Origin of the sequence: Paraburkholderia sp. BR14312, from assembly GCF_040948675.1 — a bacterium.
In the GTDB taxonomy this organism is placed as follows: domain Bacteria; phylum Pseudomonadota; class Gammaproteobacteria; order Burkholderiales; family Burkholderiaceae; genus Paraburkholderia; species Paraburkholderia nodosa_A.
On record NZ_JBFPKI010000005.1, the window covers coordinates 155,589 to 179,994 of the forward strand.

Consider the following 24,406-nt stretch of genomic DNA (forward strand, 5'->3'; position numbering starts at 1 on the left):
TGTCCTCAGATGCCGAGCGCCTGCTTGGCGATGATGTTTTTCTGCACTTCGGTCGAACCGCCGTAGATCGAAATCTTGCGCCAGTCCAGGTAGTGCGCGGCCAGCGCGTTGAGCAATTCGCCGTTCGCGGTTTCGCCGCGCCAGTCCGCCTCCAGCGCTTCGCTTACGAAGGGCACTGCATACGGGCCTGCGCATTCCATGATCAGCTCGGTGAGCTCCTGCTGAATCTCCGACCCGCGGATCTTCAGCACCGAGGCTTCCGGCCCGATGGGACGCCCTGCGGTTTCAGCGGAGACCACGCGCAGAAGCGACCATTCGTGAGCGATCAAATCGATTTCCACCTTGGCGATGCGATCGCGAAAGCGCACGTCCTCGATGAGCGGTTTGCCGTGCTTGCGCTCGGTGCTCGCAATCTCCTTGAGACGCCGCATGAAGCGCTTGCAGTTGCCAAGTCCGGCGATATTCGTGCGCTCGTGTCCGAGCAGATACTTCGCGATCGACCAGCCGCGATGCTCCTCTCCGACGAGATTGCTCACCGGCACTTCCACGTTGTCGAAGAACACTTCGTTGACGTCGTGACCGCCGTCCAGCGTGCGAATCGGTCTGACCGTGATACCCGGCGTCGACATATCGATCAGCAGGAACGAGATGCCTTCCTGCGGGCGGCCGCTTCCGTCCGTGCGAACCAGACAGAAAATCCAGTTCGCCCATTGCGCGAACGAGGTCCAGATCTTCTGGCCGTTGACCACATAGAACGATTGACCGTCACGCTCGATACGCTCTGCACGCGTTTTGAGCGAGGCCAGATCGGAACCCGCGCCCGGCTCGGAATAACCCTGGCACCACCAGTCCTCCATCGAGACGATGCGCGGCAGGAAGCGCTCGCGCTGCGCCGCAGTGCCGAACTTCTGGATCACGGGTCCGACCATCGAAAGGCCGAACGGCATCTGGCGCGGCGCGCCAGCGGTAAAGCATTCCTCGTCGAAGATATTGCGCTGCGCGGCATTCCAGGCGGCGCCGCCGAATTGCGTGGGCCATGCGGGGGCGCCCCAACCCTTTCCAGCCAGAATTCGTTGCCAGCGCACGTAGTCTTCGCGCGGCACATGGCGGAAGTTCAGCACGCGATCACGAATGTCGTCAGGCAAATGCGTCGCTACGAATTCCCGCACCGTGGCGCGAAACGCCTTCTCGGCGGGGCTTTCTCTCAGGTCCATCGTCAGGCTCCAGTCGCTGCCCGGCAAGTCGCGTTGTCGCTGCCAGGCGCGGTTTCAGGCAATTTCCACGATGCCGTTGTTCAGCACCACCACATCGCGCGCGTCAACACGCGCGCGCAAATGCAGGCGGGTGTCGCTATCCCTCCAGAACTGGAAACGCACTTCTTCGCCCGGATAAACCGGCGAAGTCAGACGCAGGGCGAGCCGCTTCAGACGGGTGGCATCGTTGCCGGCGAAGGTGCGAATCGCGGCGTAGCCCGCCATGCCATAGGTCGCGAGGCCGTGCAGAATGGGGCGGCTGAAACCCGCCTTCGAAGCCACTTCAGGATCCGCGTGCAGCGGGTTGGCATCGCCCGAAAGGCGATAGATCAACGCGGCATGAGCGCCGGTGGAGAAGACGTATTCCGCATCCGGCGCGCGCTCCGGCACCGGTGGAAGCGCTTCGGGCGGCACATCGCTCACGCCCGACTCCGCGCTAAACCCGCCGTCGCCACGCAGAAACGACACCTGGCGGACTTCGGCGAGTTGTTCGCCGCTCGAAACGTCGATGATGTCACGCATGAGCTCGACGATCGCGCCCTTTCCCGCGCCTTTATCGGAGATGCGGCTCACGCGCGTCTTGCTGACGATGGTCGCGGCAACCGGCATCGGCCGCACGAAACGGACGTCCTGCTCACCGTGCACGAGCTTCAGGTAGTCGATGCCCGTACGCGGATCGCGCATCCACGATTTCGGCCACGCGAACGCGGCCGCGCAAGTCGGCATTGCCTGCAGGTCCCTTTCATAGACGTAGCGCAGCTGGTCTGCGTCCAATGGGTCTCCGCCGAGGCCAAGGCCCAGCGAATACAGCATGACGTCGCGTTCGCTGTACGTCTGCGTAACATCTTCGATAGGCCAGTTCTTGACGACTTCGTAGTTCAGCATGAGGGTGTCCTGTAGGTGCTCAGTAGTCCGTGAAGTTGGGCTTGCGCTTCTCGAGGAAGCTCGCCATGCCTTCCTTGTAGTCGTCGCACTGGTTGGCGATCGGCATATCCAGACCGGCCGACATGATCGCCTCGTGGGGCGTCTGGAAAGGCACCTCCCAGACCTGTTCCTTCATGATGCGCATGGAGCGCGGCGAGCAGTAATCCGCCATTTCGCGCGCGTAGGCATAAGTCTCTTCGACCAGTTTCTCCGCTGGGATCGCACGATTCACGAGTCCCATGCGCTCGGCTTCGCGCCCTTTGATCTTGCGGCCCGACAGCAGCAGGTCGAGCGCATGCGCCTGGCCCACGTGGCGCGCGAGGATCCACGCCATGCCGTATTCGGCGGTCAGACCGCGCCGCGCGAATGCCGTGGTGATGGTGGCGTCTTCCGAAGCAAACCGGATGTCGCAAAAGAGCGCGTGAATCAGGCCAATACCGACGGTCGCGCCATTGAGCATGGCGATCACCGGCTTCGGAATGGCCGGGTAATACGAACAACGCGTCTGCCAGTCCGCGCGCTTGCGCATGTCGAACGGACGCGGCAGCTTGGTCATGAGTGCGGCGGGGTCACCACCGAAGCTGTGAATATCGCCGCCCGCGCAAAACGCCTTCCCCGCGCCGGTGAATACGATGACACGCACACCGCGGTCCGCGCCCGCGGCCTGCATTGCCTCGTACACGTCAGTCGCCACCTGGTCGTTCCAGGTGTTCATGTGTTCAGGACGGTTGAGCGTGATCGTCGCGATACGGTCCTTGACGTCGTACAGAATGGTCTCGAAGCGCATGAGATCCCCTCTCGATGATCAGAATGAACGCGGCAGGTCGAGCACATGCTCGGCGACGTAGGACAGAATCAGATTCGTCGAAATCGGCGCCACCTGATAAAGCCGCGTTTCGCGGAACTTACGTTCGACGTCGTATTCGCAGGCGAAACCGAAGCCGCCATGCGTCTGCAAGCAGGCATTCGCCGCTTTCCACGAAGCCGTGGCCGCCAGATGCTTCGCCATGTTCGCTTCCGCGCCGCATGCCTGATGGTTGTCGAATAGTTCACAGGCTCTGTAGCGCATGAGATCCGCCGCGCGCACGTCGATATACGCCTCGGCGATCGGAAATTGGATACCCTGGTTCATGCCGATCGGCCGGTCGAAGACGATACGCTCGCTGGCATATTTCGATGCGCGCTCAACGAACCAGTAGCCGTCGCCGATACACTCGGCCGCGATCAGCGCACGCTCGGCATTGAGCCCGTCGAGGATGTACTTGAAGCCCTTGCCTTCCTCGCCAATCAGGTTCTCTTCGGGAATCTCCAGATTGTCGAAGAACAGTTCATTGGTCTCGTGATTGACCATGTTGGGAATCGGCCTCACGGTCAGACCGTTGCCGATCGCCTGGTGCAGGTCCACGAGAAAGCACGACAGCCCATCCGACTTCTTCTTCACGTCAGACAAGGGCGTGGTGCGCGCGAGCAGGATCATCATGTCCGAATGCTGCACGCGCGAAATCCAAACCTTCTGGCCGTTGACCACATAGCGGCCGTCTTTCTTCACGGCGGTGGTCTTCAGCTTCGTGGTGTCCGTTCCCGTGGTCGGCTCGGTCACGCCCATCGACTGCAGGCGCAATTCGCCGCTCGCGATCTTCGGCAGATATTTGCGCTTTTGCGTTTCCGAGCCGTTGCGCAGCAGCGTATTCATGTTGTACATCTGGCCGTGGCAGAACCCCGAGTTGCCGCCGTTGCGGTTGATCTCCTCCATGATCACGGACGCCTCGGTCAACCCGAGGCCGGAACCACCGTACTCCTGAGGAATCAGCGCCGCCATCCAGCCGGCCTTCGTCAACGCGTCGACAAACGCCTCCGGGTACACGCGTTCGTGATCGATGCGGCGCCAGTACTCATCGGGATATTCCTTCGAAAGGTCACGCAGCGCGTCGCGCAGTTCCTGATATTGGTCGGGAGAGGTAATTCGGCTCATGAATGTTTCCGTATACTTGGCTGGACGCGGCTCACGCTGCTGCATCGATCAGCCCGCCGGCATTGGCGAGCTGGGTCAGATGATGTTCGGTCGAGCCGAACTGGATATCGATCACGCTCAGGCGTCGCATGTAGTGGCCGATCTTGCACTCCTCGGTCATCCCGATGCCTCCGTGCAGTTGCACGCCTTGCTGGCCGACGAAGCGGCCCGAGCGTCCGATCTGCACTTTCGCGGCGGACAGGCTGCGATCGCGCTCCCCCGCATCCGGCTCCTCGCTCATCATGGTCGCGAAAAGCGCCATGCTGCGCGCTTGCTCCACCATGACCAGCATATCGACCGCCCGATGCTGGAGCGCCTGAAATGACCCGATGGGTACGCCGAACTGCTTGCGGACCTTGAGATACTCGACGGTTTCTTCGTGCGCGGCGGTCATCGCGCCTACAGCTTCCGCGCTCACCGCGGCGATTGCGTGCGCAACGACTGTTTCAATGAGCGGGAACGCGGCACCCGCGACACCCAGCACGTCGCTATCCGGAACTCGCACGCCGGAAAATTCGATATCTGCCGCGCTCAGCCGGTCCTGTGTCGGATACACGCGGCGTGTCACGCCCGCCGCGTCGCCCCTCACCACGAACAGGCCGATGCCGTCACGCTCGCGCCTGCCGCCCGACACCCGCGCCGACACCACGAGGAGATCGGCATTGCCGCCATGCAGCACGACGCGCTTGGCGCCGTCGATCACCCATGCGTCGCCTTCGCGCCGCGCAGTGGTCGCCACGTCCGCCAGGTCGTAGCGCGACTGCGCTTCGCTGTGCGCAAAGGCCATCAGCAATTCGCCCTGCGCGATCTGCGGCAGAATCGCCGTGCGTTGCGCCGCGTTGCCGCCAAGGCGCACGAAGCCGCCGCCCAGCACGACCGTTGCGAGGTACGGCTCGACCGCGAGGCCGCGGCCCAACGCCTCCATGACGATCATCGTCTCGACAGGACCGCAGTTGCTGCCGCCGTATTCCTCATCGAATGAAAGACCCAGCAGCCCCATCTCCGCATAGCGCGCCCATTGCGCGCGGCTGAAGCCGTCCGGCTCCACGAGGTACTTCGCACGCTGCTCGAAACCGTACTCGTCCTTGACGAGACGCTCGACGCTATCCTTGAGCATGCGTTGCTCATCGGTGAAATCAAAGTCCATAGCCCATGCTTCTCCGCTGTTCGACCGTCGCTCAAAGTCCCAATACCGACTTGGCGAGAATGTTCTTCTGAATCTCGTTGGAGCCGCCCACAATCGAAACGTGACGCGCAAAGTAGTGGTTCGGCGCGATCGTCAGCGCCCATTCGGGCTCGCGAACTGCGTCGCCAAGACCGCGCAGGAAGTCGATATCGAGCGGCAACGCATCCGGCCCCGCCACTTCCAGCAGCAGTTCGGCGGAAAGTTGCTGGAGTTCCGAACCCTTGATCTTCAGGATCGAAGTCTTGGGGTCCGGCACATGGCTCTCTTGCGCACGGCTTTCGGCGATCACGCGCATCTGCGTCATTTCCAGCGCCTTCAACTCCACTTCCACGGCCGCGACCCGCTCCCGAAAGCGCGGGTCGTCCCACAGCACGCCGTCCCCGCAGGGCACGCGCTTCGCGAGGTCCTTTGCGTGCCGCACGCGCATCTTCGAAACGCCCACGCGTGCAATGCCGCTGCGCTCGTTGCCGAGTAGATACTTGGCGTAGTCCCAGCCCTTGTTTTCCTCGCCGATGCGATTCGCAACCGGCACGCGCACGTTGTCGAAGAACACCTCGTTGGTTTCGTGGTGGCCGTCGATCGTGATGATCGGGCGCACCGTCAAGCCCGGCGTCTTCATGTCGATCAGCAGGTAGGTAATACCCTGTTGCTTCTTCCCGCTCGAATCCGTGCGCACGAGACAGAACATCCAGTCGGCGTGATGCGCCGTAGAGGTCCAGAGCTTCTGCCCGTTGATGACGTAGTGGTCGCCTTCTCGAATCGCCTGGGTGCGCAGTGCGGCCAGATCCGAACCCGCGCCCGGCTCGGAAAAGCCTTGGCAGAACCAGTATTCGAGGCTCGCGATGCGGGGCAGGAAGTGGCGCTTCTGCTCTTCGCTGCCAAACGCGATCAGCACCGGGCCGATCATGTTCACGTTGAACGACAATGTTTCGGGCGCCGGGGCCATGTGCAGCTCTTCCTTGAAGATGTATTGCTGCACGGCGCTCCAGCCGGTCCCGCCCCACGCCTTGTCCCACGCGGGCGTCGCCCAGCCGCGCTCGTAGAGAATGCGTTGCCAGCGGCGCAGGTCGGCCGCCGAATAGCGCTGCCCCAGGGTGGCCTTGCGTCGAATGTCGGCGGGCAGCGCTTCCTTGAAGAAGGCTCTCACCTCATTGCGGAACGCCAGTTCTTCGTCGGTATATCGCAGATCCATGAGTGTCTCGTTTCGTTTTCTTTGGCTCGCCTGGCGTGTGCCACTCAGGCCAGCGTTCCCGCTTCTTTCAGCTCGCCAATGCGGCCCGGTTCGAGCCACGCAGCCAGCGCGGCGTCGACCGTTGCCGCGTCGGGCGCTTCAGGCGCGGTCGGTTTCGCGGGCACCGTGGTGGAAAAGCGCGGCGCCGGAGCGGGCTGCACGATGCCGTCGACTTCGATGAACGTGCCGCGCGCCTTCAGATGCGCATGCTCGGGTGCCTCGGTCCACGACAGCACCGGTGCGAAGCATGCGTCCGAATGCTCGAGCAGCGTGGTCCATTGCTCGCGTGTGCGGCTCTTGAACTTCAGCGCAAACAGGGCGCGCGCGGCAGGCCAATTGCTTTCGTCAAGCTGAGCGCCGAGGGTTCGCGTGTCGATGTCGAGCAAGCGCAGCAGTTCGAGATAGAACTTGTCCTCGATCGGGCCGATGGTAATCCACTTGCCGTCCGCACATTCGTATACGTCGTAGAAGTGTGATCCGGAGTCCGTGATATTCGTCCCGCGCCCGTCACGCCAGATACCGGCTGCCTGCATGCCGAAGAACGTGGTGGCAAGGTTGGCCGTACCGTCGACGATCGCGGCATCCACGACCTGGCCTGAGCCGCCGTTACGCGCGTGCAGAATTGCCGAGAGCAGCCCCATCGCGAGGTACAGCGAACCGCCCGCATAGTCGCCGATCAGGTTCAACGGTATCGACGGCGGCTGATCGCGGCGCCCGATCGCGTTGAGCACACCGGTGATCGCAATGTAGTTCAGGTCATGCCCCGCGTACTGCGCGAGCGGTCCGTCTTGCCCCCATCCCGTGATGCGCCCATAGGCGAGTTTCGGGTTGCGACCGAGGCAAACCTGCGGACCGAGCCCCAGGCGCTCGGTCACACCAGGGCGGAAGCCTTCGATCAAGGCGTCGGCGCGCTCCGCCAGAGAAAGCACGAGTTCGACAGCCTCCGGGTCTTTCAGGTCGAGCGCGATCGTCTTCCGGTTGCGCAGCAACAGGTTGTAGCGCAACGGGCGCTCGATACCGAGCTTGACCGGCTGGCGACGCTCGATGCGCAACACCGTCGCGCCCAGGTCGGCGAGCAACATCGCGGCCATGGGGCCCGGCCCGATGCCGGCAAGCTCAATGATTCGGACTCCCGCGAGCGGACCCATCGTTCAACCCTTGCGCGCATGGGCGCGCATGGCGTCCCATTGTTCGTCGGTCCAGTCCTGCATGGCACGGAAGGTCGGGCCGCCAACGCCCTGCATCCAGCGGCCGCCGTCGATCACGATCATGTCGCCGGTGATGTAGCCGGACCCATCCGATGCCAGATACGCGTAAAGATCGGCGAGTTCCGTGTGATCGCCGAAGCGGCGCAGCGGAACGGAGCGCTCCTGCGGTTCGACCTGCGAGCCCGGCGGATACAGTTGCTCCCAGGCGCCGGGCGTAGGGAAAAGTCCGGGCGCCACCGCGTTCAGACGGATGCCCTTCGGGCCCCACTCGACCGCAAGGCTACGGGTCATCGCGAGAACGCCCGCCTTCGCCGCGGCGGAGGGCACCGTAAAGGCCGAGCCGGTCATCGTGGGCGTAGACACCGTGCTAATCACGTTGCCCGCGTGGCCCGCGTCGATCCAGCGCTTGCCCGCCGCGATCGTGCAATAGAAGCTACCGTGCAGCACGATGCCGAGCACCGCGTCCACCGCGCGCGGCGAAAGGCTCTCCGTGCGCGCGATGAAATTCGCCGCAGCGTTGTTCAGCAGCACATCGAGCGGGCCGTCCTGCCAGATCGTGTCCATCATTGCCTCGACGGATTCCGCGCTGCGCACGTCCGCCTGCACCGTCGTGACGCGTGCGCCGGGCACCGCGCCGCGAAACTCGTCGGCGGTCGCGCCGAGCACTTCCTTGCGGCGGCCGCAGATGACAAGATCGGCACCCAGTTCGAGATAACGTCGGCCGATACTCTTGCCGAGCCCCGTGCCACCACCGGTGATCAGGATTCGTTTGTTCTTCAGCAGGTCAGGCGTAAACATTGGCATTGAACTTCCTGTAGAGACAGCAATGAAGAACGTCGGCTTCAGGCGCCCGTGAAAACCGGCTTGCGCTTTTCCATGAAGGCCTTCACGGCTTCCGTGTGATCGCTCGTTTGACGCGCCAGCGGATTGAGATCGGTCTCCAGACGGCATGCGTCCTCGATCGAGTTGCCCGCGTTGACGAGGCTCGCCTTCAGGAGCGCCAGCGTCACCGGCGGATAGCTCGCAAAGCGAGCCGCGGCCTCGATCGCCGCATCGAGCGCGTGTCCGCTCACCGTCAGCTCGCTGACGAGGCCGATGCGGCGCGCCGTGGTTGCATCGATGACATCGCCCTTCAGCATCAGTTCGCGCGCCTTGCCGCCACCCACCTTTTGCGGGAGCGTCCAGAGAATCCCGGTGTCGGGCAGCAGGCCTACCTTGCCGAAGGCACACGAGTATTTCGCCGTCTCGGCGCTGACCACGACATCACAGGCAGCAGCCAGCGAGACGCCCGCTCCGTAGCACGTGCCTTCCACTGCCGCGACGACGGGCTTCGTGCCCGTATAAATCAGCTTGAACAGACGCACGCCCACCGCAATGCGTTCACGCAGCGCGAGCAATGGCGGCGTGGCCGCGTGCATTTCCGAGAGGTCGCCGCCCGCGCAAAAATGACCGCCCGCTCCCGTCAGCACGATGGCGCGCGTATCGGGGTCGTCGTTCATGAGTCGCTGAAACACCTCCGTCAGCGCGAGCCGCATCTTCATGGAGAACGCGTTGCGGCGCTCGGGATAGTTCATCGTGACAACGCTCACGTCGCCTTCACGGCGCACCTGCACGACCTCGTCGGCGCCCGCAGTCATTTCCTTCTGCTCGATACTCATCGCATGGGTCCCCGCGCTCACTCGCCGGTGAAGACCGGTGTGGTCTTTTCCATAAATGCCTTGCAGGCAGCCTGATGGTCTTTCGACTGACGCAGGATGGGCTGATAGTCGATCTCGGCGCGCAGCGCGCCTTCCATGGTCGTCGCGGCGTTTGTGAGCGACTCCTTCAACAGCGCCACGCCGAGCGGTGGCAAGGCCGCGAGGCCGAGTGCAACTTCAATCGCCCTGGCGCGCGCCGCGCCCGACTCGACCACTTCGTTTGCGAGGTCGATTGCCGCGGCCTTGTTACCGTCGATCTCCGTAGCGAGCGAAAGCATCTCGCGCGCGCGGGCCATGCCAATGCGCTTCGGAAGCGTCCACAGAATGCCGGTATCTGGAATCAGCCCCACGCGCAGAAACGCAGCGCAAAAACGCGCGCTCGACGCTGCGACGACGTAATCGGCCGCCACCGCGAGCGAGAGTCCGGCGCCGAAGGCCACGCCTTCCACCGCCGCCACAACGGGCTTCGGACCCGCTTGCATTTCGCGCACCACCATGCACGATTCCGCCAGAATTTCGCGGCTTTGGAGGATCGTGCGCTTCGTCATCTCGGAGATGTCCGCACCCGCGCAGAAATGCTCGTCGGCGCCTGTGAGTACAATTGCGCGCGACTCTGGGTCGTCGACCATGAGACGATGCACCGTGTCACGCAGCAACTGGCGCATCTGGCGCCCCATCGCATTGCGGCGTCGCGGATTGTTCAACGTCACGATCGCGACCGGCCCCTCGCGGGTCACCTCGATCAGCGCCGCCGTTTCGGTTGCTGCCGTTTGTTTTTCGCTCATGTTGGCTCCCTTCAGTCGGCCACGAACACCGGCTTGCGCTTTTCCATGAAGGCGCTCACGGCTTCCTGGTGTTCGCGGCTGCGGCGCAGGATGGGCTGCAGGTTGACTTCGGCTTCGATCGCCTCGTCGAGCGTGCGGATGCCCGTCGCGAGCGCGGCCTTCAGGTGCGCGGTGGCGACCGAGGGCAATTCCGCGTACTGTTGTGCCACCTTCAAGGCCGCGTTCAGCGCCTCGCCGGGCTCGACGACCTGATTCGCAAACCCGGTCTCGCCCGCTTCTACTCCGTTGAACTCGCGCGCGCTCAGCATGAGTTCACGTGCGAGGCCACCGCCCACGCGTTGCGTGAGCGACCAGTAGAGCCCCGTATCGGGCAAAAGCCCGACTTTCACGAACGCGCTCGCATAGCGCGCCGCCGACGATGTGACGACGTAGTCGCAAGCCGCTGCGAGCGAGAGGCCTGCACCAAACGCAAACCCTTCGACCGCGGCAACAACCGCTTTCGGGCCTTCGACCATCAGTCTGAAGATATCGAGTGGCAGTTCATTGCGTTGCCGGTACTCGAGCACCTTGCGCGTCTGCATCTCCGAGATGTCGCCGCCCGCACAAAACGTATTGCCGGCGCCGGTCAGGACAATTGCGCGGCAACTTTCCTCCTGATGCATCAGACGATAAAGTTGCGCATACAACGTCTGACGCATCTTCAATGAAAATGCGTTGCGGCGTTGGGGATAATTCAATGTGACGATCGCGATTGCACCGTCTTGCTGGACCTGGACGATCTCTGTCGCGTCGCCGCCGATCTCTACGCTCATCTGTCCGTCTCCCATGCAAAACTGTTGACCGTGGCCTGTGCGGCCGCCGTGTCTTACAGCGTTTCCTCAGTTCCGAGAATCACCGTGGCCTGGCTCGAGAGCACGCCGCCGTTGCCGTGTGCGATGGCCAGCTTCGCGCCGGGAATCTGGCGTTCGCCGGCGCGCCCCGTCAGCTGCCGCATCGACTCTTCGATCAGGAAAAGCCCATACATGCCGGGGTGAACGCAGGACAACCCGCCGCCGTTGGTATTCACCGCGAGCCGGCCGCCCGGCGCGATGGCCCCGTCCGCGACGAAGCGGCCGCCTTCGCCCTTGGGGCAGAAGCCGAGGTCTTCCAGGAACAGAATGGTGTTGATCGTGAATGCGTCGTACAGCATCGCGACGTCGATATCGCTTGCCTTCACGCCCGCCATTTCATACGCGCGCCGGCCCGATTGCGCGGCCGCCGTCACCGTGAGATCGGGCATGCTCGCAATTTCGCGGTGTGACGTGGCCGAAGCCGCGCCGAGCAGATAGACGGGCTTGTCGGTCAGATCGCGTGCGCGGTCGGCGCGCACCATGACGACGGCCGCCGCGCCATCCGTCACGAGGCAGCAATCGCGCACGGAAAGCGGGTCGGATACGAGACGCGCGCCCATCACGTCATCGATCGACAAGGGCGTGCGCATGTACGCATCCGGATTGAGCTGCGCCCATTTGCGCGCGGCGACGGCCACCTCGGCCAGATGTTCGCGCTTCGTGCCGAACTGGTGCATATGCCGCGCCGCCGCGAGCGCATAAGACGAGACCGGATTCATCGGCTTGTACGGGCTCTCCCACGGCGAGGGACGCGACGACTGCACGAGCTTGCCCGCCGCGCTGCGCTGGTTGCTCCCATATGCGATCAGCGCGACGTCGATCTGGCCCGTAGACAAGGCCATCGCCGCAGTGTGTGCGTAAATCTCGAACGCCGAGCCGCCGCTTCGGTTGTTATCGGTGAACTTCGGGTTAATACCGAGGTACTCGGCAAACGTGAGACCCGAGAGCATGTCGTCGGGCGTGCACACGAACAGGCCATCCACATCGCCGGGCGTGAGCCCTACCTGGGCCAGCGCGTCGACGCAAGCGCGCGCAGCAAGGTCCATCGACGACAACCCAGGTGCTTCCCCCATCCCATAGGTGGCGCCTGCCACCAGTGCGGTACGCCCGCGCAAGTTGAATTCCATTCGATCTACCTTTCATCAGGTGCGACCGGCTCTTGACGGCCGGTTGCGGGTTAGCGGGCGTCAGGCTGGTTCGAATACGAGCAGTGCCGCATCCCCCCGGTAGACGATCTTCGCCTGCACGGGCATGCCAATGCGCACGGCCTCCGGCTCGATGCCCTCAACGCAGCTGAGCATGCGCACACCTTCCTCCAGATCGATCACTGCGACGTTGTAGCTCGGCGTGGGCGACTTCTGGCGCACGACCGTGGTGGAATAAACCGTGCCTTTCCCGCACGCGTCGACCCATTCCAGATCGCGCGCCCCGGTGACCGGCTCGGCCACGCGCGGATAGAACACATAGCGGCCGCTGCTGCGGCTGCGCTGGATCATCAAGCGGCCCTCGGCCAGAAACTTCTGATAGTCGACTTCAGGACAAAGAGAGTCCATTCCCCGCTCCTCCAAATCGTTTTTGCCTTAGGGCTCCCGCGAATCGAGCCGCTATGTCGGGCCAAAATGGAACAAATAACCGAACACTGTTCCAAATATTAAACGCATCGGAAGCGTGCTGTCAACGGTGGGAAAGCCCTGTCGTGCCCCGCCCCACAAGGCTGACACTACATCCCGGCGAAATTCAGGACGCACCTCGGACAAACCCGCGCCAGCCGGTTTCTGCGCTTGACGGCCACCTGATCCATCGTTTACTTTATCGAACATTGTTCAACATTTTGAAGAGACCGGGGTGATTCGGGAGTGGTCAGCGGGGCAACCTGGCCCGCTCCGAAAGACGAATCCTGGCCCGATCCGGAAAACCGCCAGTAAGAGAGCTCGAAGTGACATACGAACTAACAGACGACCAGGTTCAGATCCGCGATCTCATCCGTCGCGTCGCAAGGGAGCGTGTGGCACCGCGCGCCGACGAGATCGACCGTACGGCCGAGTATCCGCATGACATGTATGCACTGCTTAAGGAACTGGGCCTCTTCACGTTGCCGTTTCCGGAAGCGTATGGCGGCGCCGGCAGTGTGATGTCGGCCTGTATCGCCGTCGAGGAGTTTGGGCGAGTTTGCTACAACACCGGCTATTTGCTGGTCGTGCAATGGACGCCCTTTGGCGCCATTCTCGAAGGAGGCACGGACGAACAGAAGGCACGCCTTCTGCCCGGACTCGCATCCGGCGAATTGCGCGGCGCGCTCTCGATTACCGAATCTCAAAGCGGCTCCGACGTATCCGGCATTCGCACCACAGCGCGCCGCAAGAACGGCGGCTATGTGCTCAACGGCTCAAAAATCTGGTGCACGAACTCGCATATTGCCGACTTCATTCTCGTCGCGGCAAAGACGCTCGATGAGGAAGGGCAGCCGCTGGGGATCAATCTTTTTATCGTCGATCGCAACACGCACGGGCTCACCATCGGTAATGAAGAAGACAAGATGGGCGCGCGAGGCGTAGCGTCTTGCCCCCTCTATTTCGACGACGCCTTCATTCGCGTGGAAGACCGTCTCGGGCCGGAAGGTGGCCAGGGATTCAAGGTGGCCATGGAAGCGCTCAACACGAGCCGCCCCATCGTTGCCGCGCGCGCGGTCGGCATTGCGCAGGGGGCGATCGACCATGCCGTCAAATTCATTCAGGATCGCGTAGCGTTCGGCCAGACCATCAGCAACTTCCAGGGTGTGCGCTGGATGATTGCCGACATGGTCACGCAGACCGAAGCCGCGCGCCAACTTGTCTACCGCACCGCGTCGCTCGTCGACGCGGGCGTAAGCGGACGCGAACTCGCTCCAATGGCTGCGATGGCGAAGATGTTCGCATCGGATGTCGCCATGAAGGTCGCGACTGACGCCGTACAGCTTTTTGGCGCTGCCGGCATCTCCAACGAGTACCCGATAAACCGGTATTTCCGCGACGCAAAAGTTGTGCAGATCATTGAGGGCACGAATCAAATCCAGCGCAACATTGTCGCGGACAACGTGCTGGGCCGCATCAAGAAGAACTGAAAAAGACAGTTGAGCTAACAAGCGAGCGACAACAACAGAGGACAGGCAATGGAAGAAGTCGAAACGGTTGGTTTGGGTATCCACTGGGAGGACCTGCCCGTTGGACGCAAGTTCAAGACCGTGGGCCGCACAGTCACCGAAACGGACGTCGTGAATTTCGTATCCGTGACCGGCATGCTGGAAGTGCTGTTTACCAACACAGAGTTTCTAAGGGAGCAGTCCGCGATCAAGGGACGCGTCGCGCCGGGAGCACTCGTGTTTACGCTCATGGAGGGGCTGCTCACGCAGGCCACCATGCAGGGCGTCGGCTTCGCGTTCCTCAACATGGAGCTGGATATCAAGGGTCCCACCTACGTGGGCGACACGATTCATGTGGAATGCGAAGTCATCGAATGCCGGCCCAGCAACGGGCGTCCAGGACTGGGTCTCGTACGCACGCGTAATCGCGTGATCAAGCAGGACGGCACGGAAGTGATGGTGTACACGCCGCTCAGACTCGTGAAGGGCAAAGAATACAAGGCCTGAGCATGGAAAATCCACAACAACCCCTCGAACGGGCCACGGGCCCGTTAGCCGGTGTGCGCGTGATCGACCTGACCATCAACGTGCTCGGTCCGGTCGCCACACAGCTGCTCGGCGACATGGGTGCGGACGTCATCAAGATCGAACCGCCCGAAGGCGACCAGAACCGCAAGAACGGCCCCGGCCGCAATCCCGACATGGCCGTGTTCTATACGATCATGAACCGCAACAAGCGGAGCGTGATCCTGAACCTCAAACAGGCCGAGTGCCGCGAAGCGCTGCTCAAGCTTGTCGAATCGGCCGACGTCATCGTGCACAGCATGCGTCCGAGCGCCGCCGAACGGCTCGGCATCGGCTACGAAGCCGTACGGGCGCGCAACCCGCGCATCGTCTACGCGTCGGGCGCCGGCTACCGCATCGACGGCCCCTACAAGGATCGCCCCGCCTTCGACGACGTGATCCAGGGCGAAACCGGCATTGCCGCGATGAACCGTGACGCTGACGGCTCGCCGCGCTACTTCCCCACCGTGATCGTCGACAAGTTCTGCGGTTACGTGCTGGCCTCCTCAATTGGCATGGCGCTCTATCACCGCGAGCGTACCGGCCTCGGTCAGCTCGTCCATGTGCCGATGTTCGAAACGATGCTGCAGTTCAATCTTTTCGAGCATCTCTGGGAAGGCGCGCTGGGTTCCAATGACGGCACGGGCCTTGGCTATCCGCGCATGTTCTCGCCGTATCGCCGCCCTTATGCGACGAAGGACGGCCATATCTGCCTGCTTGCGGTGAACAACGAGCAATGGCGCCGCGTGCTGTGCGCGATCGATGCGGCGCATCTGCTGGATGACCCGCGCTTTTGCCACATGACCGAGCGCATGCGCAACATCAACGAGTTGTACCGCATCGTTGGCGACGCCATCCGCAATAAGACCACGGCTGAATGGAACGCCATTTTTGCCTTGGCGGACGTTCCGCACGGTCCCGTGCGCGACCTGAAAGACCTGATGCACGACGCGTACGTCAAGGAAACCGGCTTCTTCCAGCGCTTCGATCACCCGACCGAAGGCGACATGGTCATGACCTCGATCCCGGTGCATTTCTCCGAGTCGCCCGGCAACGTTCGCTATCTGCCGCCGAATCTCGGCGAGCACAGCATCGAAGTCCTGATCGAAGCGGGCTATAGCGCAAGCGAAGCCAGCGCGCTCGTCGCCCGTGCCACGGGAAAAGGCCAAGCCGTTACGGAAGCGTTGAGCAAAGACTAACTGGCGCGAACGCGCCTCGCACATCACGGAGGGGAACCAATGAAGGGGCTCAAGGAGAAGGTCGTCATCGTAACCGGCGCCGCGGGCGGGATCGGAACCGCCATCAGCAAGCGATTCGGCGAGGAAGGCTCGACCGTCGCGCTGTTCGATCTGAACGAAGAAGGCGCAGCACGTGTCGCGGCAGAAATCGAGGCGGCGGGTGGCAAGGCGCGTGCGTACCGTGTCGACATCACGGATCACGAAGGCGTGCATGCCGCGGTGGCCAAAGTCGAGGAAGACCTCGGTCCGATCGAGGTTCTGGTCAACAACGCGGGCTGGGACATGGGTTCGTTCTTCCTGCAAACGGAGAAGCCGTTCTGGGACAAGGTCGTCGCGATCAACCTGTACGGCCCGCTGAATATGCACCACGCCGTGTTGCGCCGCATGGCTGAGCGCGGCCGTGGCCGCGTCGTGAACATCTCGTCCGATGCGGGACGCGTGGGCTCCTCGATGGAAGCCGTCTATTCGTTCTGCAAAGGCGGTCTCATCGCGTTCACGAAAACCATGGCGCGCGAAATGGCGCGCCAGCATATTCCCGTCAACGTCGTGTGCCCCGGCCCCACCGCGACCCCGCTGCTCGACAACCTCGCGCAAGGTGAGAAAGGCGAGCGCATCAAGGCGGCGCTCGTGAAGGCCGTGCCTTTCGGCCGCATGGGCGAACCGGGCGATATCCCCGGCACGGTTGCCTTCCTCGCGAGCGACGACGCCGCTTTCATCAGCGGCCAGGTCATCAGCGTGTCCGGCGGCCTGACGATGGCCGGCTAACCGGCGTCTCGAACCTGCTCAATAAACAACATCGGAATACGACATGGAATTCAGGGACATTATCTACAAGGAAGCGGATGGCGTCGCGACGATCACCATCAATCGCCCCAACGTCTATAACGCGTTCAACGCCAACACCTGTGAAGAACTGATCAAGGCCTTCGGTCTCGCGGGATGGAACAAGGACATCGGCGTCGTGGTGCTCACCGGCGCCGGCGAAAAGGCGTTCTGCACCGGCGGCGACCAGTCCGGCGACGGCTACAACGGCCGCGGCACCGTGGGCCTGCCGATCGAGGAACTGCAAAGCATTATCCGCGACATTCCGAAGCCGGTGATCGCACGCGTGAACGGCTACGCGATCGGCGGCGGCAACGTGCTCGTGACGATCTGCGACCTCGCGATCGCTTCCGAAACCGCGATCTTCGGCCAGGTCGGCCCGAAGGTCGGTTCGGTCGATCCGGGTTTCGGCACCGCGTACCTCGCGCGCATCATCGGCGAGAAGCGCGCACGGGAAATCTGGTACATGTGCCGCAAATACAGTGCAAAACAGGCGCTCGACTGGGGCCTCATCAACGCAGTCGTGCCCCCCGAGCAACTCGATGCCGAAACGAAAAAGTGGTGCGACGAGATTCTGCAGATGAGCCCCACGGCCATCGCGCTGGCGAAGCGATCGTTCAATATCGATACCGAGAATATTCGCGGCATCGGTGCGTTCGCAATGCAAGCGCTCGCAATGTATTACGAAACCGACGAGTCCAAGGAAGGCGGCAATGCGTTCCGCGAAAAGCGCAAGCCGGAGTTCCGCAAGTACGTGAAGTAAGACGAAGCAAAAAATGCGGCGACGCGCCTGCCTGCCGTCGCCAGCCCACCTCATTTCAATTTTCGCGCGTGTACGTCGATAGTGAGGCACCCGTAAACGCTCATTGCCTCGGCCAAGACTCATGGTAAATGGAGGTCGGTGTCTGCCCGTCATTTTCCACTGCACGGCGGGCAAAGACCGGACTGGATTTCGGATAGCCATCATGCTCCATGCGCTGGGCGTCTCGCGCGATACGATCTATCGTGATTATCTGAGGAGCACACGCAATGGACTCTTGCACGAATCCGCTGCGCAAGCGATGGCCATCCATTTCGGTGCAGCACTCGATGCGTCGGTGATCGATGTTGTAGCCGGCGTCGATGCGCTCTATCTCGATGAGGTTTCTCGGCGATGGCCGCCAGCCACGGCTCGGTCGAGCGTAACCTCGAAGCGCTGCCCGACTCGACCCGTCTCAACTACATCGGTTGCGCGACGCCCTGCTGGAGTGAAGGAGAAGGTGGCTGGAACAGCGACCGCGCTGTCCCCGCGAACCTCAACGACCGCCGATCTCGATCCACTTCCCGCTACGGCCGGATTCGATCACCGCCTCCACCACCCGGTGCGCGTGCGTGGCTTCCTCGAAGCTGGGTGACGGTGCCCGTTTTTGCTCGATGGCCTGGAGCATGTCGTGAAACATCCATCCCATCGAGACCATATACGAAGGCGCGTTCTCCTTCGAGAACCCCGTTCCAGGCACCTCGAAATAGCGTGCGGGCGTTTCGAGCCACTCGCCTGCCGCAGTACCGAATTCGAATGGCTCCGGCTTTCCCGCGTAAAGACGCGACGAAACCCCATCGCCAAACGTGGGATCGACATAGAGCAGGCGTCCTTTCGTTCCCCAAAGTTCTGCGCGAATGCCCGGACCGTCGGCCACGGCCCAACTCGTCTGGACCGTGCCTAGCGCGCCGTTTTCCATGCGCAGCACGCTACAGCCGAGATCGGCGGTGTCCGGCGTGAATACGCTGCCGTCCGGCAGGCGCCATTGCTTGATGCCCGTCGTGTCCGAACCGGCGGCCGCCTTCACCCGCCCGAGCAGCGGCACGAGCAGCAGCACCATGTGGCTGCCGAAATTGCGCCATGCGCTGCCACCGCTTTGCGCGTCGGCAAGCCACTTGTAGGGCGAGACGCCGCCGCCGGGATAGGACGCGTGGGGATAGATGAAACCATCGTGGTTGCGCAGCGGCTGAAGCAGCTGAAAATTGAATCCGAGCGGTTCGCCGAGGAACCCTTCTGCGATCAGCGCCTGCATGTGCATCGCTGCGGGCACCCAACGAAACTGTGCATCGACGACCCCAACCAATCCTTTCTTCGCCGCGAGTTCGCTCTGCGCAACGGCATGCTCCGTATCGACCGCAAAGGGCAGCGCGTCATACACGTGTTTGCCGGCGTTGAGCGCAGCCATGACCATGTCGTAGCGATATGCAGGCCTGCTGCCGACATCGATGATGTCGAGCGTCGGATCGGCGACGAGATCGGCGACGTTCCAATACGCGCGCGGCACGCCGAATGCCTGCGCCGCCGCTTCGGCGGTCTCGCGGTGCGCGGTGCAGACCGCCGCCACCTCCACATCCCGCAGCAGCCGCCAGGCGCTGCCGTGCACTTTCAGGCTCCAGTTGGCGCCGATGATGCCGATTCTGCGTGTCACGATCGCTTCTCCATGTCTTGCATCCGATGGGTTTATTGCACTCACGTCTGCACTCCGACATCGACGCGCAGTCGCTGCAGTTTCATGCTCTTGATAAGCCACTGGCCGTCGATCTTCTCGTAGGTCTCGACATAGTGGCCGTAGCCATGCAGTGTGCGATTCGGATACGCCGACTTCGCCCCCCAGCGCAACATGTCTTCCATTGCCCAGGTGCCGTTGGCCGTGGTGCTCGATGTGATATCGATCTCGGGGCAATGGCCGTGATGAACACTTACGCATCCGGCAAGCGGGACACTGACCGCGCGCACGATGTTCTCCCTGCCCGCAAGAATGCATCCCGGGACATCGTCGCTGATGTCGAGTTGGCCATCAGGCGCGAACACTGCGCCGAATGCTTCCCAGTGCTTCGTATCGACACAGCGCAGATAACGCGCTTTGAGCTGCTTGATTTCCTCGATTGCAAGGAGTCGTTCGATGTCGGTCACGCAGGATCCTCCATGGATCGACGTCTTCGGCACATTGCTTTGATACCCTTGAGAAACAATAGCACCGTCGGTACCATTATTCAATACGCGGATTCTGCCGTGTTCTCGCTCACTCACATCCCAATGAAAGGAGAAGCCGATGGAATTTCTGGATCGCAGGGGCGCACTCGAAGGGCGCAGAGCCGTGTTGATTGGTGGTGCGGCAGGAATTGGCAAAGCGGTCGCGCTTGCGCTCGGCGAGGCCGGCGTTGACATCGCGTTTTGCGACATCGATGACGAAAGCATTGCAAGCACATCGGCGGCGCTAAGGGAGATGGGACGCCGCGTGTTCGACATGCATGCGGACGCCACACGAAGTGACCAACTCGCGCAGTTCTATAGCGAGACCGCGCGCTTCTTCGACGGTATCGATGTGCTTGTCAACGTGGTTGGCGGCACGTGCATGCAGCCATTCATGGAACGCGCGGAGCGCGATTGCGCCGACGACGTTCAGCGCAATTTCGGCTACGTAGTCGAATCGATGCGTCACGCGGTGCCGCTATTACAGCGCAGCGGGCGCGGCGGATCGATCGTGAATTTCACGACCATCGAAGCACATCGCGGTGCCGGCGGTTTTGCCGTTTACGCAGGCGCGAAAGCGGCAACGACGAACTTCTCGAAAGCGATGGCATGGGAACTCGGCCCGCACGGAATACGCGTGAACCTGATCGCGCCCGATACGACGCCCAGCGCGGGCAACGCCGCAGCCATTCCCGAACCATGGCGCTCGCTCAACGCCGACGCCCCGGCCGAATGGTGGGCGAAGGCCTTTCAGATGTACATCCCGCTGCAAACGCCTCCTGCCGCGGACGACCTCGCCAATGCCGTGCTGTTCCTCGCATCCGACCTCGCGAGGTCGATCACAGGTCAGGTACTGCACGTGGACGGCGGTGCCGCAGCCGCCCTCGGCATGTTGCGCTGGCCTTACGACGAAGGCGCGACGCTCCCCGTTCCCATGGGCGGCACGTTGCGCAAACTGTTTGGTTAGCGCCGCAGCGCAAGCTCTCACTTATTTCCGTGCAGACGCACGCGGCAGTATGCCGTCTAGAAACAGCGTGAGCGCAAACTCCAGCGCGCCTCGCCGCTCGTTCTCGCGAGGCGGCTCGCCGAGGAAGCTGGCGAGACCGCCGCTCGTCAACGCGCCGAAACACGCAGCGGCCGCACGCGGCTCGGCAACAGCGATCTTTCCGTTGCGTGCCAGCGTAGCGAGATAGTCGGCGATGGGAGCCAGCGCCCTATCCTGCTGTTCTACGACGTGCCCCAGCATGTCGCCCAGTTCTTCCCTCGCCTCACTTACCGCCCGCCACATCGCGCGTATGCTCGGATCGGCGTGATAAGACTGAATGATTTCGCCGTAATCGCGCAGAACCGAGCGCGGCGAGCGGCGAGCATCGGTGGAGACCTGGGCAAGCGGATCGAGTAGCAGCGGAACGCCGCGCTCCATCGCCGCGCTCAGCAGACCGGCCTTGCTTCCATAGCGCCGGTAGATCGTGGACTTGCTCGCGCCAAACGAGGCCGCAATGCCGTCCATGGTCGCGGCTCGATAGCCCACGGCCATGAACTGCTCCAGTGTGTGATCGAGCAGTTCGTCCTGGCGCTTCGCCGCGTCGGCCTTGAATGGGCGCCCCCGCTTCGCACCTGGCAAAGCCTCGTCCTCAAGCGTGGCCTGCGGCCTTTTCACTGCGTTCATGGCGTGCCGATAGAGATTGCGTATGCATTACAGGTATTGAAACCAGTACGCCTGAGATTGTAGCCCAGGGGCCACGTGTGCCGGACCTGCCAGACCCCTGCACGCTCTATCGTCGCCATGACAACTTTCTACGTCATCAGTTTGCCCAGCCGGTCCGACGCAGCTACCGCGTCGTCGATCATCTCGTCGAAGATGGCTTCGACGTTCCTCACCGCATCGGCAAAGACCGCCGCGTGGCCGTAGTCGATCATGCCCTTGCGGGTGTCGCCAGTCACGTAGGCATCGTGTGCGAGCGCGCCCATCACGTGAGGACGGAATTGCTCGAATTCGGTCACCTGCGCGCGATCCAGCTCCAGGACCGCCTCAGCGCTCTCGTTGCGCAGCACGCGGTGGTGATCACGGATCGCAGACTTGACCACGACGCTCTCGCTGCCGTCGCCCGCCACCACCTTCGCCTTGACCTCGGGATGAATCCACAGCTCCTCTGCAACCATCATGCGCGTGCCCATGATGACGGCGTCGGCCCCCATCGCCAGCACGCCTGCAAGCTGGCGCCCCGTACCGATGCCGCCGCCAATCACGACAGGCAAGCCAACTTCCCGCGGCGCCTGCGCGGCCTGCACGATACTGCCGATCTGATAGATGCCGGGGTGGCCGCCGCATTCGTTGCCGACGACGATCACACCGTCGACGCCCATCCGCACGGCCGTATGTGCATAGCGCACAGCGGGCACCTTGTGCAAAACCTTGATGCCCGCCTCCTTGAGGATGGGCACGACCGCTTCCGGACTCGCACCCGCCGTTTCTACGCAAGCGACTTTCTCTTCGATCAGAATGCGGATCTGTTGCTTGACGCGCTCCACGCCACCCGCTTGCCGTGATATGTAGAGATTGACGCCGAAGTTCTTCGCACCGCTGAGTTCACGGCAGGTCCGCAACTCGTTGCGAAATTCGTCGGCATCGGGAAAGCCGGCGCCGACGATGAACCCCATGCCGCCTGCATTGACGACGGCGGCGACATATCGAGCGTCGGACACGCGTGGCCCGAGACCGCCGCAAAGAATGGGGTGGCGAATGCCGAGCAGATCGGTGATTCGCGTCTTGAACATCTGTGGGCGCACGATGCGGTTTCCTCGCGCAAATCAGCGAAACGAAATCGTGTGGCCACCGTCCACCGCGATCGTCTGGCCGTTGATATAGCCACCCGAGGGCGACGCCAGAAGCACGGCGAGCCCGGCAATCTCCTCGACTTCGCCGAAGCGTTGCGACGGATTGCGGCCACGGTACCATTCGACCATCGCCTCGTCTTCCCACTGCGATCGCGCCATCTCGGTCTTGAATGTGCCCGGCGCAATGCAGTTGGCAGTGACCCCCTTCGCTGCGAATTCCATCGCGAGGTTTCGCACCAGTTGCATGTCGGCGGCCTTGGTGAGCCCGTAGGTTCCCGTCACGGCGTCGCCGAACAGACCGACCACCGATGCCACCGAAATGAAGCGCCCATAGCCGCGTTCGATCATGCCCGGCATGGTCATCTGCACGAGCCAGATATTGCTCTGCACGTTGACTTGCATGAACTTGTTGAACGTTTCGTCCTGCAGATCGAGGGCAGATCCAATCCAGGGATGAATTGCTGCATTGGCCATCACGATATCGACTCTGCCCCACTTGCCGTTCGCAGCGTCCACGAGATTTTGCAGTTCGGCCTTGCGCCCGATGTTGCAGGCAAACGGCATGGCCACGCGGCTGCCGATCTTTTCGTTGATGGCTTGCGCGGCGGTTTCGCAGGCGTCGGCGTTACGGCCGGAAATGACGACCTTTGCACCATGTTCCGCCATGCCGAGCGCGCTGGCGTACCCAATGCCGCGACTCGAACCCGTGATGATGGCGACCTTATCGGTCAAGTCGAAAAGCGAAGAGCCCATGCGTACTCCACATAAGAATGGGGTGCCGATGAAGGAGAATCACCGTGCCAATTAGCCCTGTTTGCGTTTCTGCTGAGCGATGAACGCTGAAGCAATCTCGTGATGCTCATCGCTGAGCGTTGCCGCAAGCTGCCGCGCAAGCGTCGTGTCGAGCATCTGCGCGGCACTGCGATGGAGGTGGAGATTCATCAGCTTCTTGGTTTCGCGCAGCGCGTGACGCGGTTGCTTGAGGAGCTTTTCGGCAAGCGCCAACGCTTCGTCCATCAGCTTGCCCGGCTCCACGACGCGGTTGGCGAGTCCGTATTCAACCGCCTGCTGCGCAGTGATGCGATCGCCCGTAAAGATCAGTTCCTTCGCCCGCAGCAGGCTCGTGTAGAGCGGCCACGCTACGGAAATACCATCGCCCACGACTAGACCGATGTTGATATGCGGTTCGGCCAGAAACGATTTCTCGGACATCAGAACGATGTCGCACAACGTGGCCATCGTCGCGCCCCACCCCACCGCAGGGCCGTTGACCGCTGCGATGATCGGAATCGGTACGTCGATGAAACCGTGTATGGTCTGGCGTGCGTTCTCTTGAACCCGCCGGGCGAACTCGGGGTCGTCGAGCGTCTTGACGAAATGGTTCATGTCTCCGCCTGCGCTGAATGCCCGCCCCGCACCCGTGAGAATGGCCACGCGCGCCTCGGGATCGTCAGCGAGCGCCGCGAATAGCTTTGGATAGCTAAACAACATCTCCGTAGTCGACGCGTTCAGATCGTCGGGCCGGTTGAGCGTGATGATGCGCAGGCCGCCATCTGCCGTGACTTGAATATCGTCTGGAAGGCCGTATAGATTTGTCATGTTTGGCGCCGTGGGGCCAGAGTTGCTGGATGAGCCGGCGCTACCGCGCC

At 62.5% G+C, this 24,406-nt stretch carries 26 protein-coding genes; 7 read left to right on the forward strand and 19 right to left on the reverse strand.

Translation table 11 applies throughout. From position 1 onward, the window contains the following. Nucleotides 1–5: 5 nt before the first annotated feature. Genes AB3X98_RS15620 through AB3X98_RS15680 form a run of 13 tightly spaced genes read right to left on the reverse strand, consistent with a single transcriptional unit; the run spans nucleotide 6 to nucleotide 12,738 of the window. Nucleotides 6–1,214: an acyl-CoA dehydrogenase family protein gene (locus AB3X98_RS15620; protein ID WP_368602283.1), complete on the reverse strand. Its 1,209-nt coding sequence runs from the start codon at nucleotides 1,212–1,214 to the stop codon at nucleotides 6–8. Nucleotides 1,215–1,268: 54 nt separating this feature from the next. Further along, a complete protein-coding gene (locus AB3X98_RS15625) occupies nucleotides 1,269–2,138 on the reverse strand; it encodes a MaoC/PaaZ C-terminal domain-containing protein (RefSeq protein WP_368602282.1) in 870 nt (289 codons plus the stop codon). Between the two features lie 19 nt (nucleotides 2,139–2,157). Further along, a complete protein-coding gene (locus tag AB3X98_RS15630) occupies nucleotides 2,158–2,964 on the reverse strand; it encodes an enoyl-CoA hydratase (protein ID WP_368602281.1) in 807 nt (268 codons plus the stop codon). Nucleotides 2,965–2,982: 18 nt separating this feature from the next. After that, nucleotides 2,983–4,149 carry an acyl-CoA dehydrogenase family protein gene (locus tag AB3X98_RS15635; protein ID WP_069266547.1) on the reverse strand — a complete coding sequence of 389 codons (1,167 nt, stop codon included), beginning with the start codon at nucleotides 4,147–4,149 and terminating at the stop codon, nucleotides 2,983–2,985. 31 nt (nucleotides 4,150–4,180) lie between these two features. Next, nucleotides 4,181–5,335 carry an acyl-CoA dehydrogenase family protein gene (locus AB3X98_RS15640; RefSeq protein ID WP_368602280.1) on the reverse strand — a complete coding sequence of 385 codons (1,155 nt, stop codon included), beginning with the start codon at nucleotides 5,333–5,335 and terminating at the stop codon, nucleotides 4,181–4,183. Nucleotides 5,336–5,366: 31 nt separating this feature from the next. Then, on the reverse strand, nucleotides 5,367–6,566 hold the full coding sequence (locus tag AB3X98_RS15645) for an acyl-CoA dehydrogenase family protein (RefSeq protein ID WP_069266524.1): 1,200 nt from the start codon (nucleotides 6,564–6,566) through the stop codon (nucleotides 5,367–5,369). A 44-nt stretch (nucleotides 6,567–6,610) separates the two neighbouring features. Next, the gene (locus AB3X98_RS15650; protein WP_368602279.1) at nucleotides 6,611–7,753 is read right to left on the reverse strand and encodes a CaiB/BaiF CoA transferase family protein; all 1,143 of its coding nucleotides are present in this window, start codon (nucleotides 7,751–7,753) and stop codon (nucleotides 6,611–6,613) included. 3 nt (nucleotides 7,754–7,756) lie between these two features. Continuing rightward, complete coding sequence (locus AB3X98_RS15655; RefSeq protein ID WP_368610279.1) at nucleotides 7,757–8,611, reverse strand: SDR family oxidoreductase; 855 nt, start codon at nucleotides 8,609–8,611, stop codon at nucleotides 7,757–7,759. A gap of 44 nt (nucleotides 8,612–8,655) precedes the next feature. Further along, nucleotides 8,656–9,471: an enoyl-CoA hydratase/isomerase family protein gene (locus tag AB3X98_RS15660; protein WP_256094871.1), complete on the reverse strand. Its 816-nt coding sequence runs from the start codon at nucleotides 9,469–9,471 to the stop codon at nucleotides 8,656–8,658. 17 nt (nucleotides 9,472–9,488) lie between these two features. Beyond that, nucleotides 9,489–10,295, reverse strand: coding sequence for an enoyl-CoA hydratase/isomerase family protein (locus AB3X98_RS15665; RefSeq protein ID WP_368602277.1), 807 nt, complete (start codon nucleotides 10,293–10,295; stop codon nucleotides 9,489–9,491). 11 nt (nucleotides 10,296–10,306) lie between these two features. Continuing rightward, nucleotides 10,307–11,107 carry an enoyl-CoA hydratase/isomerase family protein gene (locus tag AB3X98_RS15670; RefSeq protein WP_368602276.1) on the reverse strand — a complete coding sequence of 267 codons (801 nt, stop codon included), beginning with the start codon at nucleotides 11,105–11,107 and terminating at the stop codon, nucleotides 10,307–10,309. A gap of 53 nt (nucleotides 11,108–11,160) precedes the next feature. Beyond that, entirely contained in the window at nucleotides 11,161–12,312 is a 1,152-nt protein-coding gene (locus AB3X98_RS15675; protein WP_342947360.1) for a thiolase, read from the reverse strand. A gap of 60 nt (nucleotides 12,313–12,372) precedes the next feature. After that, nucleotides 12,373–12,738 carry a Zn-ribbon domain-containing OB-fold protein gene (locus tag AB3X98_RS15680; protein WP_069266517.1) on the reverse strand — a complete coding sequence of 122 codons (366 nt, stop codon included), beginning with the start codon at nucleotides 12,736–12,738 and terminating at the stop codon, nucleotides 12,373–12,375. A 383-nt stretch (nucleotides 12,739–13,121) separates the two neighbouring features. Between AB3X98_RS15680 and AB3X98_RS15685 the strand changes: the two genes are divergently transcribed. The 6 genes from AB3X98_RS15685 (at nucleotide 13,122) to AB3X98_RS15710 (ending at nucleotide 18,321) form a co-directional block, all read left to right on the forward strand. Further along, nucleotides 13,122–14,285, forward strand: coding sequence for an acyl-CoA dehydrogenase family protein (locus AB3X98_RS15685; protein WP_342947358.1), 1,164 nt, complete (start codon nucleotides 13,122–13,124; stop codon nucleotides 14,283–14,285). Between the two features lie 48 nt (nucleotides 14,286–14,333). Next, nucleotides 14,334–14,810 carry a MaoC/PaaZ C-terminal domain-containing protein gene (locus tag AB3X98_RS15690; protein WP_069266515.1) on the forward strand — a complete coding sequence of 159 codons (477 nt, stop codon included), beginning with the start codon at nucleotides 14,334–14,336 and terminating at the stop codon, nucleotides 14,808–14,810. Between the two features lie 2 nt (nucleotides 14,811–14,812). Continuing rightward, complete coding sequence (locus AB3X98_RS15695) at nucleotides 14,813–16,066, forward strand: CaiB/BaiF CoA-transferase family protein (protein WP_069266514.1); 1,254 nt, start codon at nucleotides 14,813–14,815, stop codon at nucleotides 16,064–16,066. Between the two features lie 39 nt (nucleotides 16,067–16,105). After that, complete coding sequence (locus AB3X98_RS15700; RefSeq protein WP_069266513.1) at nucleotides 16,106–16,870, forward strand: glucose 1-dehydrogenase; 765 nt, start codon at nucleotides 16,106–16,108, stop codon at nucleotides 16,868–16,870. A gap of 43 nt (nucleotides 16,871–16,913) precedes the next feature. Beyond that, nucleotides 16,914–17,690: an enoyl-CoA hydratase-related protein gene (locus AB3X98_RS15705; RefSeq protein ID WP_266228802.1), complete on the forward strand. Its 777-nt coding sequence runs from the start codon at nucleotides 16,914–16,916 to the stop codon at nucleotides 17,688–17,690. Nucleotides 17,691–17,811: 121 nt separating this feature from the next. Next, nucleotides 17,812–18,321: a tyrosine-protein phosphatase gene (locus AB3X98_RS15710; protein WP_368602275.1), complete on the forward strand. Its 510-nt coding sequence runs from the start codon at nucleotides 17,812–17,814 to the stop codon at nucleotides 18,319–18,321. On the opposite strand, the gene AB3X98_RS15715 is transcribed toward AB3X98_RS15710, so the two are convergent. Beyond that, entirely contained in the window at nucleotides 18,223–19,374 is a 1,152-nt protein-coding gene (locus AB3X98_RS15715; protein WP_368602274.1) for a Gfo/Idh/MocA family protein, read from the reverse strand. The two genes, AB3X98_RS15710 and AB3X98_RS15715, sit on opposite strands and share 99 nt — an antisense overlap. 41 nt (nucleotides 19,375–19,415) lie before the next feature. Then, complete coding sequence (locus AB3X98_RS15720; RefSeq protein WP_368602273.1) at nucleotides 19,416–19,943, reverse strand: nuclear transport factor 2 family protein; 528 nt, start codon at nucleotides 19,941–19,943, stop codon at nucleotides 19,416–19,418. Between the two features lie 55 nt (nucleotides 19,944–19,998). On the opposite strand from AB3X98_RS15720, the gene AB3X98_RS15725 reads away from it, so the two are divergent. Then, nucleotides 19,999–20,886 (forward strand): SDR family NAD(P)-dependent oxidoreductase, encoded by an 888-nt coding sequence (locus AB3X98_RS15725; protein ID WP_368602272.1) that lies wholly within the window; start codon nucleotides 19,999–20,001, stop codon nucleotides 20,884–20,886. 21 nt (nucleotides 20,887–20,907) lie between these two features. On the opposite strand, the gene AB3X98_RS15730 is transcribed toward AB3X98_RS15725, so the two are convergent. The 4 genes from AB3X98_RS15730 to AB3X98_RS15745 all read right to left on the reverse strand — a co-directional run bounded on the left by AB3X98_RS15730 (nucleotide 20,908) and on the right by AB3X98_RS15745 (nucleotide 24,356). Then, a complete protein-coding gene (locus AB3X98_RS15730; RefSeq protein WP_083245401.1) occupies nucleotides 20,908–21,588 on the reverse strand; it encodes a TetR/AcrR family transcriptional regulator in 681 nt (226 codons plus the stop codon). Between the two features lie 128 nt (nucleotides 21,589–21,716). Then, nucleotides 21,717–22,709 carry an NAD(P)H-dependent flavin oxidoreductase gene (locus tag AB3X98_RS15735; RefSeq protein ID WP_368610280.1) on the reverse strand — a complete coding sequence of 331 codons (993 nt, stop codon included), beginning with the start codon at nucleotides 22,707–22,709 and terminating at the stop codon, nucleotides 21,717–21,719. A gap of 21 nt (nucleotides 22,710–22,730) precedes the next feature. Continuing rightward, nucleotides 22,731–23,510, reverse strand: a complete 780-nt coding sequence (locus AB3X98_RS15740) for an SDR family NAD(P)-dependent oxidoreductase (RefSeq protein WP_368602270.1) — start codon at nucleotides 23,508–23,510, stop codon at nucleotides 22,731–22,733. A 51-nt stretch (nucleotides 23,511–23,561) separates the two neighbouring features. Beyond that, complete coding sequence (locus tag AB3X98_RS15745; protein WP_368602269.1) at nucleotides 23,562–24,356, reverse strand: enoyl-CoA hydratase/isomerase family protein; 795 nt, start codon at nucleotides 24,354–24,356, stop codon at nucleotides 23,562–23,564. Between the last annotated feature and the right edge of the window lie 50 nt (nucleotides 24,357–24,406).